The organism is Schumannella sp. 10F1B-5-1, from assembly GCF_006517535.1.
In the GTDB taxonomy this organism is placed as follows: domain Bacteria; phylum Actinomycetota; class Actinomycetes; order Actinomycetales; family Microbacteriaceae; genus Schumannella.
Genome location: NZ_VHQH01000034.1, coordinates 276,553 through 292,551, shown reverse-complemented (window position 1 = coordinate 292,551; position 15,999 = coordinate 276,553). Strand labels below are relative to the sequence as shown.

Below are 15,999 nucleotides of genomic sequence, written 5' to 3'. Positions count from 1 at the left end.
CGTCGGGGCGTGCCCGAGATCCGCCGCTCCCCCGTCACCGCGCGCCGCGTGCGCGCGGCGGTCGTGGCGCTCGCGGCGGCCGGCGGACTCGCCGGCGTCTTCGCGCTCGCGGTGCTGACCACCCGAGGCCAGCACGTGGAGCAGGGCGTGCTCGACCTCGCCGCCTACTCGGAGTCGTCGCCGCTGCTGGCGCTGGTCAGCATCCCGGCCCTGCTCGGAGCCTGCGCCGTCGTGGCGCTCGTCGCGCTCGTGCAGCGCCGCGTGATCGGCGCGATCGTCGGCGTCGGCGTGATCGGCGTCGCGAACGTGCTCGGCCAGGCGCTCAAGCACCTGCTGCTCGACCGCCCGAACCTGGCGGTGGATGCGAGCAACAGCTTTCCGAGCGGCCACGCCGTCGCGGTCGCCTCGGTGCTCTTCGCCCTGCTGCTCGTGAGCCCCGCCCTCGTGCGCCTCGTGCTCGCGCCGGTGTCGGCGGTGCTGCTCGGCGCCGTGTCGATCCAGCTCGTGCACCTCGGCTGGCACCGCCCGAGCGACGTGCTCGGCGGCGTGCTGCTGGCCGCCTCGCTGACCGCGATCGGCGCGCTCGTGCCGCACGCGGCGCCGCCCGTCGCCCCCGGCCTGCCGCGCCGGCTCACCCGGCGACTCGGCGGCGCGCTGGCCCTGCTCGGCGGCGTCGCGGCGATCGTCGCGACCGCGGGCGGCACGGTGCGCGCGCTCGACATCAGCCACTCGGCGATCGTCACGGGCGCCTTCGCCTACGGGCTCGTCGCGGCCGCCGTGCTGCTCGCGCCGGCGGCGCTGCTCTGGGCGATGCCGGTCACGCGGCCTGCCGCGACGGCGGGCACGGGAGCCGGGGCGTCCGACGGGTCGGCGCGGGGACGCGCATCCACCCCGCTCGGCGACCCGATCGCCGGCACCTCGATCTCCGGCTCCCCCTCGCGAGACCGCGCCCTGAGCCGGGTCGCCTGAGGTCGACGGGATGGACGTGCTCGAGGTGATCGCCGCCGTGCTGCGGGTCGTGCTCGCCGTGCTGTTCGTCGGCATGGGCGTGCTGCATTTCGTGCCAACCGTCGCGCGCGGGATGCGGGCGATGATCCCGCCGTTCTTCCGCCGGCCCGGCTGGCCGTCGCCGCACCTGCTCGTGGTGCTGACCGGGGTGTGCGAGATCCTCGGCGGCATCGGACTGCTCGTTCCGGGGCTGCGCTGGGTGGTCGGGGTTCTGCTGGTGATCTTCCTGGTGGCGGTGTTCCCCGCGAACGCCTACGCGGCCGCGCATCCCGACCGCTTCGGGCGCACGGCGATCCCGTTCTGGCCGCGGCTCGTGGCGCAGATCGTGCTGATCGCGCTCGTGCTCTTCGCCGCCTTCGGCTGAGGCAGGCGCTGGCTGCGGCCTGGGTCGCGCGACGCCGCCGAGGGTGGCCAGAGACGCACACGACGCGCCGTGGCGAGCGGACGTTCGTGGCCACCCATGGGGGCCACCGGGTCGAGGGTGGCCACGAATGCACGCGACACGCCGACGTGAGCGGGCGTTCGTGGCCACCCTTGAGATGCGGCGGCGCGAGGGTGGCCAGAGATGCACGGGACACGCGGGCGCGCGCGAACGTCTGTGGCCACCCACGACGGCGTCCGTGCGCAGAGCTGCGCGGCGCACGACGCGGCGCAGCGAGTCAGTTGAGCTGCACGCCCGCCAGCGTGAACCAGTCGAGCGACTGACCGAGCGCCGCATTCAGCGCGAGCGCGACGATCAGGATGAGTGCGCGGTCGAAGCTCGGACGCCCACGGCCGACCAGGATCGCCGCCACGAAGAGCACGACCGGCGCGACGACGGCCACCACCAGCGGGGCCCACGGGATGCTGGCGATGCCGATCGCCTCGAGGTACGGCGGCAGCCCGACGAGGTTGCCGAGGGCGGCGTAGCCGCTCGCGAGGAACAGGAACCCGATCACGATCGCGACGATCAGGTCGGCCACGCCGAAGCGCGAGCGGACCAGGGTGCCGTCGATCTCGGCCTCGTGCTCCACGTCGTCGGTCGTCGCGCCGTCGGCGCCGTCGGCCGCGTCGTCGTCGTCGAAGGGCATCGCGTCGCGCAGCTCCTCGGGGAGGTCGTCGCCGGCCTCGTCGCGGTCGGCGGGCGTGGTCTCGTCGCGCGTCACAGCGTGAACCCCATCACGTAGGGCCACGGCATCAGCAGCGGCGTTCCGAGCGCGAACCAGCCGACCCTCACGAGCAGTCGCGAATCACGGGTCAGGTGCACGACCGCGACGAACCAGAGCGCGCTCGCGATGAAGGCGAGGAACTGGCTGAGCTTGGCGATCGCATCCACCCAGCCCGACTGCCCGACCGAGAGCCCGGCCTGCAGCGACTCGGTCACGACCAGGATCCAGCCGACCGTGAGCGCGAGGTAGATCACGGCGAAGACGCCGGTGACGAGCAGACGCACGGGATCGCGGCGGGGCCGGTCGGCGACGACGGCCAGGTCGGCCTCGAGGTCGGCGTCGTCGAGGTGCGCGTCGTCGCCGGCACCGCCGGCGCCATCGGCGCTGAGCGAGCGCGGGCGCCGCGTCGCCGCGGCCGAGCGCGGGTCGGTCAGCGAGGTCGTGCGCCCGAGGTCGTCGTCGCCCTCCCAGCTGAGGGCGGCATCGAGCTCGGCATCGGCCGCGTCGTCGAGCCCGGCGTCAGCGTCGAGCTCGGCGTCGTCGTGTCGGGTGTCGCGCTCCGCCATGCCTCAGCGGTCCAGCCGCAGCTGCACGACCTCGACGAGCGAGTCGAACAGCGCATGCCCCGGCTCGATGTCGGTGATCTCGCGGGCCAGCGCATCCGCCGGCTTGCCGCTGGCCAGCAGCGCCTGCAGCTCGACGCTCTCCGCGTCCTCCGGCACGTCGAAGCGCAGCGCGGCGCCGACCGCGTTGAGCAGGTCCCACGCGGGCAGCCCGCGCTCGGCCAGCTCGGCGGCGGGGCCGATGAAGCGCTCGTGGCGGCTCAGCTTGCGCAGCGGACCGCGCCCGACGCGCTCGCACGTGTCGGGCAGCTCGGGGTTCGAGATGCGCTTGAGCGTCTTCTCGATATAGGCCTGCTGCTCCTCGTCGCTGAAGCCGTGCTTCGCCACGAGGAAGGCCTTGGTCTCGGCGAGCACGGCGCGCACCTCGGCCTGCAGCTCGGGCGTCGCGAGGGCTTCGCGGATGCGCGTCCAGCCCCGGTCGAGCCCGTGATAGGCGGCCGCGGCGTGCGCGGTGTTGACGGTGTAGAGCTTGCGCTCGATGAACGGCGTGAGGTCGTCGACCCAGGTCACGCCGTGGATGTCGGGCGTCGCGCCCGGGAACGGCCGGCGGTCGACGACCCACTCGTGGAACGACTCGATCGTCACGTCGAGCCCGCCGTGCTGCTCGGGCACGATGCGGTCGATCGCGCAGTTGGCGAAGATCGCGTTCTCAGCGGCCGTGGCCTTGCGCACCTCGGCGGCGAGGATGTCGGTTCCGCCGATCGCGTTCTCGCAGGCGATCACGATGAGCGGCGGCGCATCGGGGTCGCGCAGGGCGAGGCCCTGGGCGATGACCGGGGCGACGAAGGGCAGGATGCGCGCGCCCACCGCGGTCGTGACGACCTCGGCCTCGGCGATCGCGGCGACGACGTCGGACTCCTGACTGCGGCTGTTGAGCGCGCGGTAGCCGTCGACGACGTGATCGCGGGCCCCCTCGCCGATCTCGTGCACGCGGTAGCTGGGCTGCGCCTGCAGCGCGCCGATCAGCTCGTCGTTGACGTCGGCGAACACGACCTCGTATCCGCTCTCGTGCAGGAACTGCGCCACGAAGCCGCGGCCGATGTTTCCGGCACCGAAGTGCACCGCTGATCTGCTCACGTCCCCCATTGTGCCGTGCTCGCGGCTGAGCGCGACCCGCGGATCGCTCGACTCGGGCGAGGCGGCCGACCCGCGGGGCGCACTCTCAGGTGGAGCCTCACGGATGCGACACAGGATGCGGGGTGCCAGGATCGAGGGATGCAGTCGTCACGGTCGCAGCGGGAGCGCCTCGCCGCCTCCGCGGTGACCGTCGTCGGCGCCGGGGCGATCGGCTCGCGCGTCGCCGGCATCCTCGCGGGGGCCGGCGTGGGCACGATCGAGCTCGTCGACGACGCCCGCGACGACGGGGTCTCGCGGGCCGAGATCGTGGCCGGAGCGGTCGCGTCGGCCGTCGCGACGCTGCACCCGACCGCCGTCGTGCGCGGCGTGCCACGGCGCCTCGCGGCCGGCAGCACCTTCGACCTGCTGCTCGACGCCGACCTGGTGGTCGACGCCTCCGACGACCCGGGCACGCGCTACGCGAGCAACGACGGCGCCGCGGTGGTCAGCATCCCGATGGTGTGGGCGATCGCGGATGCGCGGGGCGGCGAGGTCGGCAGCGGCTGGGACGAGGCGGAGCTCGACTACCGGGATGCGCATCCCCCGCTCGATGCGGTCGACGCCGAGTCCGCCGCCGGCGCCCTCGACGACATCGCCGTGACCCGTTTCGGCGAGCCCTCCCCCGCGCTGATCGCCGCCGCGGCCGCCCTGGCATCGGAGCTCGCACTGACGCTGCTGCGCGACCGCTCGGGCGCCGGCGAGGTCGTGCTGCTCGACCCGACCGGCACGGTCGGCGAGCGCCGCGCGCTCAGCCGCGCCGCGGGCGTGCGGCCGGGCTCGATCGAGGAGACCACGGCGCCGGTCGAGCATCCCGACGACCTCGGCGTCTCGGCGGTCGAGCTGGCGCAGCTGCTCGCTCCCGAGAGCCTCGGCCTGCTCGAGGAGCGGCCGGTGCTGCTCGACGTGCGCGAGCCCGAGGAGGCCGAGCTGGCGCGCATCCCGGGCTCGCTGCTGATCCCGTTCGGCGAGCTGACGCTGCGCATGGGCGAGCTGGATGCGACGAAGCCGCTGGTCGTCTACTGCCACCACGGCATCCGATCGGATGAGGCGCTGACGATCCTGCGGCGTCAGGGCTTCGCCGCCCGGCACCTGACCGGCGGCATCGAGTCGTGGTCGCTGACGGTCGACCCGTCGGTGCCGCGCTACTGAGCCGCGCCGCCGAGCCGTCGACGTCGGGCATCCGCGGCCCTTCGACGAACCGTCTCAAGGAGTTGCTGTCACTCGTGGGGCTGACGATGCTCATCATCCACACCAGTGACAGCAACTCCTTGAGACGGTTCGGGATGCGCGGGTCGGAGCGCGCGCTCAGCCCGCGCCGACGTTCGACCCGGCGCCCGCCCCGCCGCCGCCACCGCGCAGCAGCAGACCGAGCGTGCGACTGGCGTCGCGTGACCCGGCGCCGGCGGCGACCGAGGCCGTGGTCGGGCCGGCCGTGGTGAGCCCGCTCGTCGCGACCCGCTTCGCGTACTGGAAGGTCACGTGGGCCGTGAACTCGTCGTCCTCGGCCTGGTAGCGGTTCTGCAGCCCGGCCGCGACGACGTTCCAGGGTCGGTCGTTCGAGGGCGAGGTGTCGGCGCCCGTGTCGGGCAGGAACTGCTCGTAGTCGTAGGGGTACGACGCCGTGGCCTTCAGCCGCGTCGAGAAGGTGTCGACCGCGATCGTGCCCGAGGCCAGGTCGAGCTGCAGCAGCCGCTGGAAGCCGGTCGCGCGCTGCCCCGTGTGCGTGCGGAACTCCTGGTAGTCGGCCAGCAGCTCGACCACGTCGTGACCGGGCAGGCCGCCGGCATCCTCGGTGACGACCTGGCCGAGACCGTGGAAGTGACCCGACAGCACGGCGACCACGTTGCGGTTCGGCGCGATCACGCGATCCCACAGCTCGCCCGCGCGCGACACCCAGCGCGACGCGGTCGAGCGGTGCGCCGGCTCGGCCTGCAGCTTCGGGCTGAGGTGCTCGTGCGTCGACACGATCACGTTGCGGTCGGGATGCGCGGCCACCACCTGCTCGGCCCAGTCGATCTCGCGCTCGCCGTAGGCGTAGGGCAGCGAGAGCATCAGGAAGTCGGCGCCGCCCGCGCTGATCAGCGAATAGTTCGCGGCGTTGTCGCCGGGCGCGATGGAGCCGCCGTACCAGGGCTGCGCGGCGTAGCGGTCGGGCCCGAAGAACTCGTCGAACAGCGTGTAGTCGATGCCGCGCTTGGAGTCATGGTTGCCGGGCAGCACGCTGTTGGGCACGCCGGCCCGGTCGAGGATGCCCTGGATCGCCGACGCCCGCGCGAACTCGGCACGCGCCCGCTGCTCGCCCTGGTCGGGGTCGACCCAGTTCTGCACGAGGTCGCCGGTGTGGGTCGCGAAGGCGATCTTGCGGCGCGCGGCGTTGTCGGCGATCCAGCTGAGCTGCTGCGCGTAGACGTCGGGGTACGCATCCGTCAGGTACTGCGTGTCGGTGACGTGCGAGATCGCGAGGTCGTAGTCGTCGGGGTGCTGCAGCTTCCCGTCGATCGCGCCGTCGATCGCGGCCTTCGTGCGCGGGCCGTCCTGCACGAGCAGCACGACCCTGCCGCCGCGGATGTCGCCGGCTTTCAGGGTGCCGCGCAGGGCGAGGTCGGCTCCGGATGCGGTGGGGTCGGTCCCGGCGTCGAGCAGCCGCCAGGCGGAGCCGGTCCAGACCGAGAGCTGCAGCTCGTTGCGCCCGGTCGTGGCGCCCGACCAGCCGACTCGGCTGCCGGCGCGCAGGGTGGTGCCGCCGGCCGGGTCGGCGTCGAGCTCGAAGCGCTGGTACGGGTAGGCGTAGCCGGCGTCGCCCGCCGACGGGGCCGTGCCCGCGCCGATCGCGGCCGGGTCGATCGGCGTCTCGCCGTCGGCGTGCGCGGCCGTCAGGCGGCCGCCCTCGCTCGCGCCCGCCCAGGCGCGCAGCACGGTCGCGGCCGACCCGGCGAGGGGGCGCTCAGCGGGGGTGGATGCGGTGCTCCCGGCCGCGCCCGCGCGTGCGGTATCCGGCGCCGGCGCGGACCCCGTCGCGGTGTCGGCGGCACGGGACTCGGTCTGCTCGCGGTAGTCGGCCTCGAGCGCGGTGCGCTCGCCCGGCGTCGCGGCGGCGGCACGGAAGTCGTCGGCGTCGGAGCCGGTGAACGCGACCCGCTGGAAGCTCTGGCCGCGCATCCGGTCGACCAGGTAGGTCGTGAGGGCGAGCCCCTTCGTGCAGGGGCTGACCGTGTCGATGCTCGCGTCGAGCTCGTTGCGGCCGTAGATGCCGACGCTGTCGACGCGCTCGCCGTCGGCATCCGCCAGCCAGACGCCGGTGCCGAGGAAGCTGAGAGTCGTGCCGTAGCTCGCCTGCGCCGTGGATGACGCTGCCGTGCCCTCGCGCGCGGTCGTCCAGGTCGCGCCGGGCTTCAGCTTCGTGCCCGCGGGCACCGTGCTCTGCACGCCGGGGGCGCGCAGGCCGTCGGCCATGCAGCGGCGCAGCGTCCAGCCGCCGATGTCGATCGTGGATCGTCCGTAGTTGGCGATCTCGATGAAGTTGCGCTGGGTCAGGTCCGCGGGGAGCACGGGCGCGCCCGGGTCGTTCGCGATCTCGCTGATCGCGACGCCGCGGTCGGCGGCCTTCGCCGCGTAGACGCCCGTCTGCTGCAGCGCGGCGGCGGCGCGGTAGACGCTCGACTCGGCGTCGGCGGTGCGCGCCCCCGGCGTGCGCGGGGCGATGATCCAGCCCGTCGCCGCGGCGGCGCTGCCGCTGCCGCTCGCGCCCGCGCCGGCCCGCGCGCCGACGTCGCCCTCGGGCTCGACGCGCTGCCACGACTCCCCCGCGACCGGGTCGAGGATCGCGGCGAGCTTGTCGTCGCCGTTCTGACAGGCGCTGTCGCCGTACTGGCTCATCGCGACGCGGTCGACCAGCACGTCGTCGGACGTGCGCAGCAGCACGCCCGAGCCCGCGTCGGCGAAGCCCGTGCGGTAGCGCGCATCCGGCTGCGGCTCGCGGTCGCGGCGCTCGTAGCCGGGTCCGCCCGCCAGCCAGCGCTCGCCCGGCGCGAGCGTCGTGCCGGCGGCGATCGTCGCCTGCCGGTATCCGGACTCGAGGCGCCCGGATGCGCTGCAGCGCATCAGCTGCCAGCCGCCGATGTCGACCGTGCTCGCGCCGTCGTTGCGCAGCTCGACGACCTCGTCGCCGCCGCCCGCCGGACCGGCCGGCGCGAACTCCGAGATGACGATTCCCGAGTCGTCGCGGGCCGGCTCGGCGGTCGCGTTCGGCGCATCCACGGTGGATCGCGCGGCGATCCAGTCGGCGCTCACGTCGCCGGTCGACGCCCGGCGCTGCCAGCTCTGATCGGTCGACCAGTCGAGCGTGCTGGGAAGGTTGCGCTCGCCCGTGCACTCGCTCGTCGTCATCCAGGGGCGGTTCGGGTAGACGCCGACGCGATCGGCGACACGTCCCTGCGGGTCTTCGAGCCAGAGCCCGAAGCCCGAGCGGGGGTACGACTGCGAGATGTGCAGAGCACCCGGCAGTCCGATGCGGCTGATCGTGAGGATCTGCCCCGGCTCGAGCGTCTGCCCGCGCAGGTCGGCCTCGACCGCGCCGTCGTTGGCGCGCAGGCCGCCGACGCTGCAGCGGTAGAGCTTCCAGCCGTCGAGCTTCACGGTGGATGCGCCCCAGTTGCGCAGCTCGACGAAGCCGTCGGCGCTCGAGCGCGACGAGCCGTTGCTCAGCTCGTTGAGCAGCACGCTCGTCGTGGGCGCCGCGACGACGCCGCGCGACCCCGCGCCCGGCTCGGGGCCCTCGGAGGTGTCGTCGCCCGCGCCGGCGGGCACGGCATCCGCGGCGCCGCCGTCGGAAGTCTCGGTGGATGCACCGCCCGCGTTTCCCGACGCGGCTGCGCTCGACGCGTTCGCGCCGCCCGGCGAGGCCGACGCGCTCGGCGCCGCTCCCGTCTCGGCCCGCGCGGGGTCCGTCGCCGGAACCCCCGCGGCGACACCCCCGATGAGGATGATCGTGGCGGTCAGAGCGGCGAGGACGAGCCTGAGCACGCGGCCAGGTTCGACATCCCGGGTGAACGGCTCACGTCATCCGGCCCCGTGTCGGGTGAACCGCGCGTGCCCAGACCGGCCGGCCTCCGCCGCATCCCGAGAAACCATCTCAAGGAGTTGCTGTCACTGCTGTGGCGGATGAGCAACACCAGCCCCACGGGTTGCGGCAACTCCTTGAGACGGTCACCTTCGCGCTCCCCCGCACACGCCGAAGGGCGGCCCCGCCGCAGCGGGACCGCCCTTCGGACGAGCGACGTGTGTCGCGCGAGGATCAGCGCGCGGCCGAGCCCTCCACGTAGTCGGCGTCGGTCTGCTTCCACGCGAACAGGGCGCGCAGCTCCTTGCCGGTGCTCTCGATCGGGTGCGCGGCGGCCTTCTCGCGCAGGGCAAGGAACTCGACGGCGCCGTTGTCCTGGTCGTCGATGAAGCGCTTCGCGAACGCGCCCGACTGGATGTCGGCGAGAACGGCCTTCATGTTCTCCTTGACCGACGGGTCGATGACGCGCGGGCCCGAGACGTAGTCGCCGAACTCGGCCGTGTCGCTGACCGACCAGCGCTGCTTGGCGATGCCGCCCTCCCAGATGAGGTCGACGATCAGCTTGAGCTCGTGCAGCACCTCGAAGTAGGCGATCTCCGGCTGGTAGCCGGCCTCGACGAGGGTCTCGAAGCCGTACTGGATCAGCTGCGAGGTGCCGCCGCAGAGCACGGCCTGCTCGCCGAAGAGGTCCGACTCGGTCTCCTCGGTGAAGGTCGTCTTGATGACGCCGGCGCGGGTGCCGCCGATCGCCTTCGCGTACGAGAGCGCGAGGTCCCAGGCCTGGCCCGAGGCGTCGTTCTCGACGGCGATGATGTCGGGGATGCCGCGACCCGCGACGTACTCGCGACGCACCGTGTGGCCGGGGGCCTTCGGGGCGATCAGGATGACATCCACGCCCTCGGGGGCGTCGATGTAGCCGAAGCGGATGTTGAAGCCGTGCGCGAAGGCGAGCGCCTTGCCCTCGGTCAGGTTCGGCTTCACCGAGTCGTTGTAGATCGAGCGCTGGTGCTGGTCGGGCGCGAGGATCATGATCACGTCGGCCCACGCGGTGGCGTCGGCGACGCTGAGCACCTCGAAGCCCTCCTCCTGCGCCTTGGCGGCCGACTTCGAGCCGTCCTTGAGCGCGATCTTGACCTCGACGCCCGAGTCGCGCAGGTTCTGCGCGTGCGCGTGGCCCTGCGAGCCGTAGCCGACGACGGCCACCTTCTTGCCCTGGATGAGCGACAGGTCCGCGTCGTTGTCGTAGAAGATCTCAGCCATCTGCCTTGGTATCTCTCTCTGTTGGGGTTCTGATCGGCGCTCGGCGCCGGGGTTCGGGATGCGGGCGGGGCCCGCGGGTCGGTGAGGTGCGGTCGCCGGGGCGGCGGCCGCCCGGGTCAGCCGCGCAGCACGCGCTCGGTGATGCTCTTGGGTCCGCGGCCGATGGCCAGCAGTCCCGACTGGGCGATCTCCTTGATGCCGTAGGGCTCGAGCACGCGCAGGAACGCCTGCACCTTGCCGCTGTCGCCGGTGACCTCGATCACGAGGGCGTCGGTGGCCACGTCGACGACGCGGGCGCGGAACAGGTTCACGGCCTCGAGGATCTGCGAGCGGGTCGTGTTGTCGACGCGCACCTTGATGAGCAGGTGCTCGCGCTGCACCGACTGCGCGGGGTCGAGCTCGACGATCTTGATCACGTTGATCAGCTTGTTGAGCTGCTTCGTGACCTGCTCGAGCGGCAGCTCGTCGACATCCACCACGACGGTGATGCGCGAGAGGCCCTCGATCTCGGTCGGGCCGACCGCGAGGCTGTTGATGTTGAAGCCGCGGCGCGCGAACAGGCCGGCGACGCGGGTCAGCAGACCCGGCTTGTCCTCGACGAGGAGGCTGAGCACGTGAGTCGTCATGGCTTTACTCCTCTCCCCACTCGGGGGCGTGGTCGCGGGCGTACTGCACCTGCGAGTTGCCGACGCCCTGCGGCACCATCGGCCACACCATCGCGTCGCGGCTGACGACGAAGTCGATCACCACGGGGCGGTCGTTGGTCTCGATCGCGAGCTTGATGGCCGCGTCGATCTCCTCAGGTCTCGTGACGCGGATGCCGAGGGCGCCGTAGGCGTCGGCGAGCTTCACGAAGTCGGGGATCATGCGGGTCTGCTCGGTGCCGGTCAGCGACCCCGTGTTGAGGTCGGTGAACGAGTGGCGGCCGTCGTAGAACAGCGTCTGCCACTGGCGCACCATGCCCAGCGAGCTGTTGTTGATGATCGCGACCTTGATCGGGATGTCGTTGATCGCGCAGGTGGCGAGCTCCTGGTTGGTCATCTGGAAGCATCCGTCGCCGTCGATCGCCCAGACCAGGCGGTCGGGCTCGGCGACCTTGGCGCCCATGGCGGCGGGCACCGAGTAGCCCATCGTGCCGGCGCCGCCGGAGTTGAGCCAGGCGTGCGGGCGCTCGTACTTGATGAACTGGGCGGCCCACATCTGGTGCTGGCCGACGCCCGCGGCGTAGACCGCCTCGGGGCCCGAGAGCTCGCCGATGCGCTGGATCACGTACTGCGGCGACAGCAGGCCGTCGTCGGGCTCGGTGTAGCCGAGCGGGTACGCGGTGCGCAGCTGCTCGAGACGCTCCCACCAGGGGGCGAGGTCGGCGCGCGACTCGGCGGCGATCTCGCCGTAGGCGGCGATCAGGTCGGCGAGCACCTCCTTCGCGTCGCCCACGATCGGCACGTCGGCGTGACGGATCTTGCCGATCTCGGCCGGGTCGATGTCGACGTGCACGACCTTCGCGTCGGGCGCGAACTCGCTCGGCTTGCCGGTGACGCGGTCGTCGAAGCGGGCGCCGAGGCTGATGATCAGATCCGACTCCTGCAGGCCCAGCACCGCCGGCACCGAGCCGTGCATGCCGGGCATGCCGAGGTTCTGTCGGTGCGAGTCGGGGAAGACGCCGCGCGCCATGAGCGTCGTCACGACGGGCGCCCCGGTCAGCTCGGCGAAGCGCAGCAGCTCGGCCGCGGCGCCGGCGCGCACGGTGCCGCCGCCGACGTAGAGCACGGGTCGCGCCGAGGCGGCGAGCAGCTCGGCGGCGGCGTGGATCTGCTTGCCGTGCGCCTTCGTCACTGGGCGGTAGCCGGGCAGCTCGATCCTGGGCGGCCAGATGAACGGGGCCGTGTTCTGCTGGGCATCCTTGGTCACATCCACCAGCACGGGGCCGGGGCGCCCGGTCGTGGCGATCTGATAGGCCTGCGCGAGCGCAGCCGGCACGTCCTCGGCCTTCTTCACCAGGATCGAGTGCTTCGTGATCGGCATCGTGATGCCCACGATGTCGACCTCCTGGAAGGCGTCGGTGCCCATGAGGGTCGAGAAGACCTGACCGGTGAGCGCGATCATCGGCACCGAGTCCATGTAGGCGTCGGCGATCGCGGTGACGAGGTTGGTCGCACCGGGGCCCGAGGTCGCGATCGCCACGCCGACCCGGCCGCTCGCCGCGGCGTAGCCCTCGGCCGCGTGGCCGGCGCCCTGCTCGTGGCGCACGAGGATGTGGCGGATCTCCTCCGACGCCATCAGCTCGTCGTAGAACGGGATGATGGCGCCGCCCGGCAGGCCGAAGACGTCGGTGACGCCCAGCTTGGCGAGGGAGGCGAGGATGGCGCCCGAGCCCGTGAGCATCGGCGGCTCGGTCGAGGCCGGGCGCGCGGCGGCAGGCGCTGGCGTGGCGTCCGCGGTCATAGTGAACCCTTCGTGTCGAGGTGTCTGACGACGCGGATGCGCACGATCGCGCGGTGCCGCGCCGAAGCGAGGAGGAAGCTACCCGGTGACCGCGCCCTCCGCAGCGGAACGCACGAGCTTCGAGTACTTCGCGAGAACGCCACGGGTATAGCGCGGGGGGAGCGGAGCCCAGCCGTCACGGCGGGCTTCCAGCTCGGCCGGATCGACGATCAGGTCGATCGACCGGGCAGCGATATCGACCCGTATCAGATCACCATCGCGCACGAAGGCGATGGGACCTGCGTCCACCGCCTCAGGTGCGATGTGGCCGATGCACAGGCCGGTTGTGCCGCCTGAGAATCGTCCGTCGGTCAAGAGTAGTACATCCTTGCCGAGCCCCGCGCCCTTGATCGCGGCGGTGATCGCGAGCATCTCGCGCATGCCGGGGCCGCCCTTGGGGCCCTCGTAGCGGATGACGACCACGTCGCCCTTCTGGATCTCGCCGTTCGTCAGCGCGTCCATCGCGGCGCGCTCGCGCTCGTAGACCCGGGCGGGGCCCTCGAAGGTGGCGGCGTCGAAGCCGGCGGTCTTCACGACGGCGCCCTCGGGGGCGAGCGTGCCCTTGAGGATCGTGAGTCCGCCGGTCTCGTGGATGGGGTTGTCGAGCGTGCGCAGCACCGAGCCGTCGAGCGCCGGCGGGTCGATGTCGGCCAGGTTCTCGGCCATCGTCTTGCCGGTCACCGTCATCACGTCGCCGTGCATGAGGCCCGCATCCAGCAGCGCCTTCATCAGCACGGGCAGGCCGCCGCGGCGGTCGACGTCGTTCATGACGTACTGGCCGAAGGGCTTCAGGTCGCCGATGTGCGGCACCTTCGAGCCGATGCGGTTGAAGTCGTCGAGGGTCAGCTCGACCTGCGCCTCGTTCGCGATCGCGAGCAGGTGCAGCACGATGTTGGTCGAGCCGCCGAGGGCCATGCCCACGGCGATGGCGTTCTCGAAGGCCTCCTTGGTCAGGATGTCCTTCGTCGAGATGCCCTGGCGCAGCAGGTTGACGACGGCCTCGCCCGAGCGGTGCGCGTAGTAGTCGCGGCGGCGGTCGTAGCTGGGCGGGCTGGCCGAGCCGGGGATGCTGAGGCCGAGCGCCTCGGCGACCGACGCCATCGTATTGGCCGTGTACATGCCGCCGCAGGCGCCCTCGCCCGGGGCGAAGGCGCACTCGATCGCGTGAGCATCCTCTTCGCTCATCAGGCCCGCCTTGACGGCGCCGACCGCGGCGAAGGAGTCGATGATCGTGATGTCGTGCTCACTGCCGTCGCTCAGACGCACCCAGCCGGGCGCGATCGAGCCGGCGTAGAGGAACACGCTCGGCAGCTCGAGACGGGCCGCCGCCATGAGCATGCCGGGGATCGACTTGTCGCAGCCGGCCAGCAGCACCGAGCCGTCGAGGCGCTCGCCCTGCATGACGGTCTCGACGCTGTCGGCGATGACCTCGCGGCTGACCAGCGAGAAGTGCATGCCCTCGTGGCCCATCGAGATGCCGTCGCTGACGCTGACGGTGCCGAACTGCAGCGGGTACCCGCCGCCCGCGTGCACGCCCTCCTTGGCGGCCCGCGCGAGGCGGTCGAGGCTGAGGTTGCAGGGCGTGATCTCGTTCCACGAGCTCGCGATGCCGATCTGCGACTTGTCCCAGTCGGCGTCGCCCATGCCGACCGCGCGGAGCATGCCGCGGCTGGTCGTGGCCTCGATGCCGTCGGTGACGGTGCGGGAGCGGGGCTTGTGGTCGATCGGCGACGCGGCGGGCGCGCCGGAGTTCTCAGGTGTTTCCGGCATGTGACGAGTCTAGGACTCGCGGGTGGGCCGGATGTGCGGGGCGGGTGGGGCGAGCGGGCGGGATGCTGGCGGGGCGACGCGGCGGGCCGCCAGTCAGCGCAGCGCGCGCAGGTAGCGGCGGCGGGCGACCAGCTGGGCGAGACGCAGGATCGGGTGCAGGGCGCGCCAGGGCTGCTGCGGAGCGGGCGCGGTCAGCGAGCGGATCGTGAGCACGACGTCGCCGCCGCGGCCTGCGCCGTCGCCCTCTCCCCCGTCGCGGTGCACGACGAACGCCTCCTCCCCCGCGACCGGATGCCCGGGCCGGGTGCGGTACGCGAAGCCGACTCGGCGCGCCTCGTCGACCACCTCGACCACCTCGACCGGCTCGGTGATCGTGACGGCCAGGACGCGCGCGGTGATCGTGAGCAGCGCATCCACCTCGACCGCGGCGGTCGGCTCGGGATGCACGCGGAATCCGCTCGCCGTCTTGACCCGCCAGCGCAGCAGGTCGTGCGTGACGCGGCGCCAGACGTCGTCGCCCGCGCCGAGCGGCGCGCTGACCTCGCTGACGCGGAATCCGGCGGCGCGCGCGGCGGCGCGGTCGGCCTCGGGCCAGACGTCGAGCGCGGGGCGGGTGATCCCCCGCTCGAGGAGGTCGTGCGCGACGGGCCGGGTGCGCGCATCCATGGTGCGAGAGTACGGGCCTGGCTAGCGTGGGCGGATGAGCGAGAGACCTGTCGCCCTGATCACCGGCGTCGGACGCCGCGTCGGCATCGCGGCCGGCATCGCCGCGAAGCTCGCCGCCGAGGGCTGGGACATCGGCTTCTGCCACCTGCCGAGCGTGGATGCGCGCTACGGCGTCGCCGGCGACGAGGCCGAGTCGATCGCCGAGGAGCTGCGCGGCCTCGGCGCGCGGGTGTCGCGGCATGCGGTCGACCTGGGCGACCCGGAGGTGCCGGCGCGGCTGGTCGCGGCGGTGACGGCGGAGCTCGGCCTCCCCACGGCGCTCGTGCTGAGCCACGCCGAGAGCGTCGACTCCGACGTGTTCACGACCACGGTCGAGGCCTTCGACCGGCACCACGCGGTCAACGCGCGGGCGGCGTGGCTGCTGATCCGCGAGTTCGCGCTGGGGATCGCGGCGCGCACGGATGCGGCGGAGGGCACAGGCGATGGTGCCGGCGCGGGCGCCGCCGGGCGCCCCGACGACCTGAGCGCCGGCGCGATCGTCGCGCTCACGAGCCCGCACGTCGCGCACAACCTGGCCTACGGCGCGAGCAAGGGCTCCCTCGATCGCATCGTGGTCGGCGCGGCGACCGAGCTCGCTCCGCGCGGCATCCGGGCGAACATCGTGAACCCCGGCCCGATCGACACCGGCTGGATGGACGACGCGATCCGCGCATCCGGAACCGCCGCTCAGCCCACGGGACGCTTCGGCCGCCCGTCGGACACGGCCGAGCTGGTGTCGTTCCTGGTCTCACCCGCGTCCGCCTGGATCACCGGCCAGACGATCTTCAGCGACGGCGGCTTCGCGCTGTAGGGCGGCGTCCGCGCT

At 72.8% G+C, this 15,999-nt stretch carries 13 protein-coding genes; 4 read left to right on the top strand and 9 right to left on the bottom strand.

Features of this window, described 5'->3' with window-relative positions; genetic code table 11:
- Positions 1-9: 9 nt before the first annotated feature.
- Together FJ658_RS05475 and FJ658_RS05470 are read left to right on the top strand one after the other, a co-directional pair.
- Complete coding sequence (locus FJ658_RS05475; RefSeq protein ID WP_141144356.1) at positions 10-969, top strand: phosphatase PAP2 family protein; 960 nt, start codon at positions 10-12, stop codon at positions 967-969.
- A gap of 10 nt (positions 970-979) precedes the next feature.
- A complete protein-coding gene (locus FJ658_RS05470) occupies positions 980-1,372 on the top strand; it encodes a DoxX family membrane protein (protein ID WP_141144355.1) in 393 nt (130 codons plus the stop codon).
- Positions 1,373-1,667: 295 nt separating this feature from the next.
- On the opposite strand, the gene FJ658_RS05465 is transcribed toward FJ658_RS05470, so the two are convergent.
- The 3 genes from FJ658_RS05465 to FJ658_RS05455 are packed head-to-tail and all read right to left on the bottom strand — an operon-like array spanning position 1,668 to position 3,856.
- Complete coding sequence (locus FJ658_RS05465) at positions 1,668-2,153, bottom strand: hypothetical protein (protein WP_141144354.1); 486 nt, start codon at positions 2,151-2,153, stop codon at positions 1,668-1,670.
- The gene (locus tag FJ658_RS05460) at positions 2,150-2,722 is read right to left on the bottom strand and encodes a hypothetical protein (RefSeq protein ID WP_141144353.1); all 573 of its coding nucleotides are present in this window, start codon (positions 2,720-2,722) and stop codon (positions 2,150-2,152) included. Before FJ658_RS05460 ends, FJ658_RS05465 begins: the two co-directional genes overlap by 4 nt.
- A 3-nt stretch (positions 2,723-2,725) precedes the next feature.
- Positions 2,726-3,856: a mannitol-1-phosphate 5-dehydrogenase gene (locus FJ658_RS05455; RefSeq protein WP_255447572.1), complete on the bottom strand. Its 1,131-nt coding sequence runs from the start codon at positions 3,854-3,856 to the stop codon at positions 2,726-2,728.
- 138 nt (positions 3,857-3,994) lie between these two features.
- Between FJ658_RS05455 and FJ658_RS05450 the strand changes: the two genes are divergently transcribed.
- Positions 3,995-5,044, top strand: coding sequence for a ThiF family adenylyltransferase (locus FJ658_RS05450; RefSeq protein WP_141144351.1), 1,050 nt, complete (start codon positions 3,995-3,997; stop codon positions 5,042-5,044).
- Positions 5,045-5,200: 156 nt separating this feature from the next.
- Here the strand turns inward: FJ658_RS05450 and FJ658_RS05445 are convergent, their stop codons facing one another.
- From FJ658_RS05445 to FJ658_RS05420, 6 genes are all read right to left on the bottom strand, one after another.
- The gene (locus FJ658_RS05445; RefSeq protein WP_141144350.1) at positions 5,201-8,917 is read right to left on the bottom strand and encodes a lamin tail domain-containing protein; all 3,717 of its coding nucleotides are present in this window, start codon (positions 8,915-8,917) and stop codon (positions 5,201-5,203) included.
- Positions 8,918-9,188: 271 nt separating this feature from the next.
- A complete protein-coding gene (ilvC, locus tag FJ658_RS05440; RefSeq protein WP_141144349.1) occupies positions 9,189-10,214 on the bottom strand; it encodes a ketol-acid reductoisomerase in 1,026 nt (341 codons plus the stop codon).
- A 116-nt stretch (positions 10,215-10,330) separates the two neighbouring features.
- A complete protein-coding gene (gene ilvN, locus FJ658_RS05435; protein ID WP_141144348.1) occupies positions 10,331-10,840 on the bottom strand; it encodes an acetolactate synthase small subunit in 510 nt (169 codons plus the stop codon).
- A gap of 4 nt (positions 10,841-10,844) precedes the next feature.
- A complete protein-coding gene (locus tag FJ658_RS05430) occupies positions 10,845-12,659 on the bottom strand; it encodes an acetolactate synthase large subunit (RefSeq protein ID WP_141144347.1) in 1,815 nt (604 codons plus the stop codon).
- A 78-nt stretch (positions 12,660-12,737) separates the two neighbouring features.
- Positions 12,738-14,468 carry a dihydroxy-acid dehydratase gene (ilvD, locus tag FJ658_RS05425; RefSeq protein ID WP_141144346.1) on the bottom strand — a complete coding sequence of 577 codons (1,731 nt, stop codon included), beginning with the start codon at positions 14,466-14,468 and terminating at the stop codon, positions 12,738-12,740.
- Positions 14,469-14,561: 93 nt separating this feature from the next.
- Positions 14,562-15,134, bottom strand: coding sequence for a DUF1990 family protein (locus FJ658_RS05420; protein ID WP_141144345.1), 573 nt, complete (start codon positions 15,132-15,134; stop codon positions 14,562-14,564).
- 34 nt (positions 15,135-15,168) lie between these two features.
- On the opposite strand from FJ658_RS05420, the gene FJ658_RS05415 reads away from it, so the two are divergent.
- Positions 15,169-15,984 carry an SDR family oxidoreductase gene (locus FJ658_RS05415; protein WP_141144344.1) on the top strand — a complete coding sequence of 272 codons (816 nt, stop codon included), beginning with the start codon at positions 15,169-15,171 and terminating at the stop codon, positions 15,982-15,984.
- The last annotated feature ends 15 nt before the right edge of the window (positions 15,985-15,999 follow it).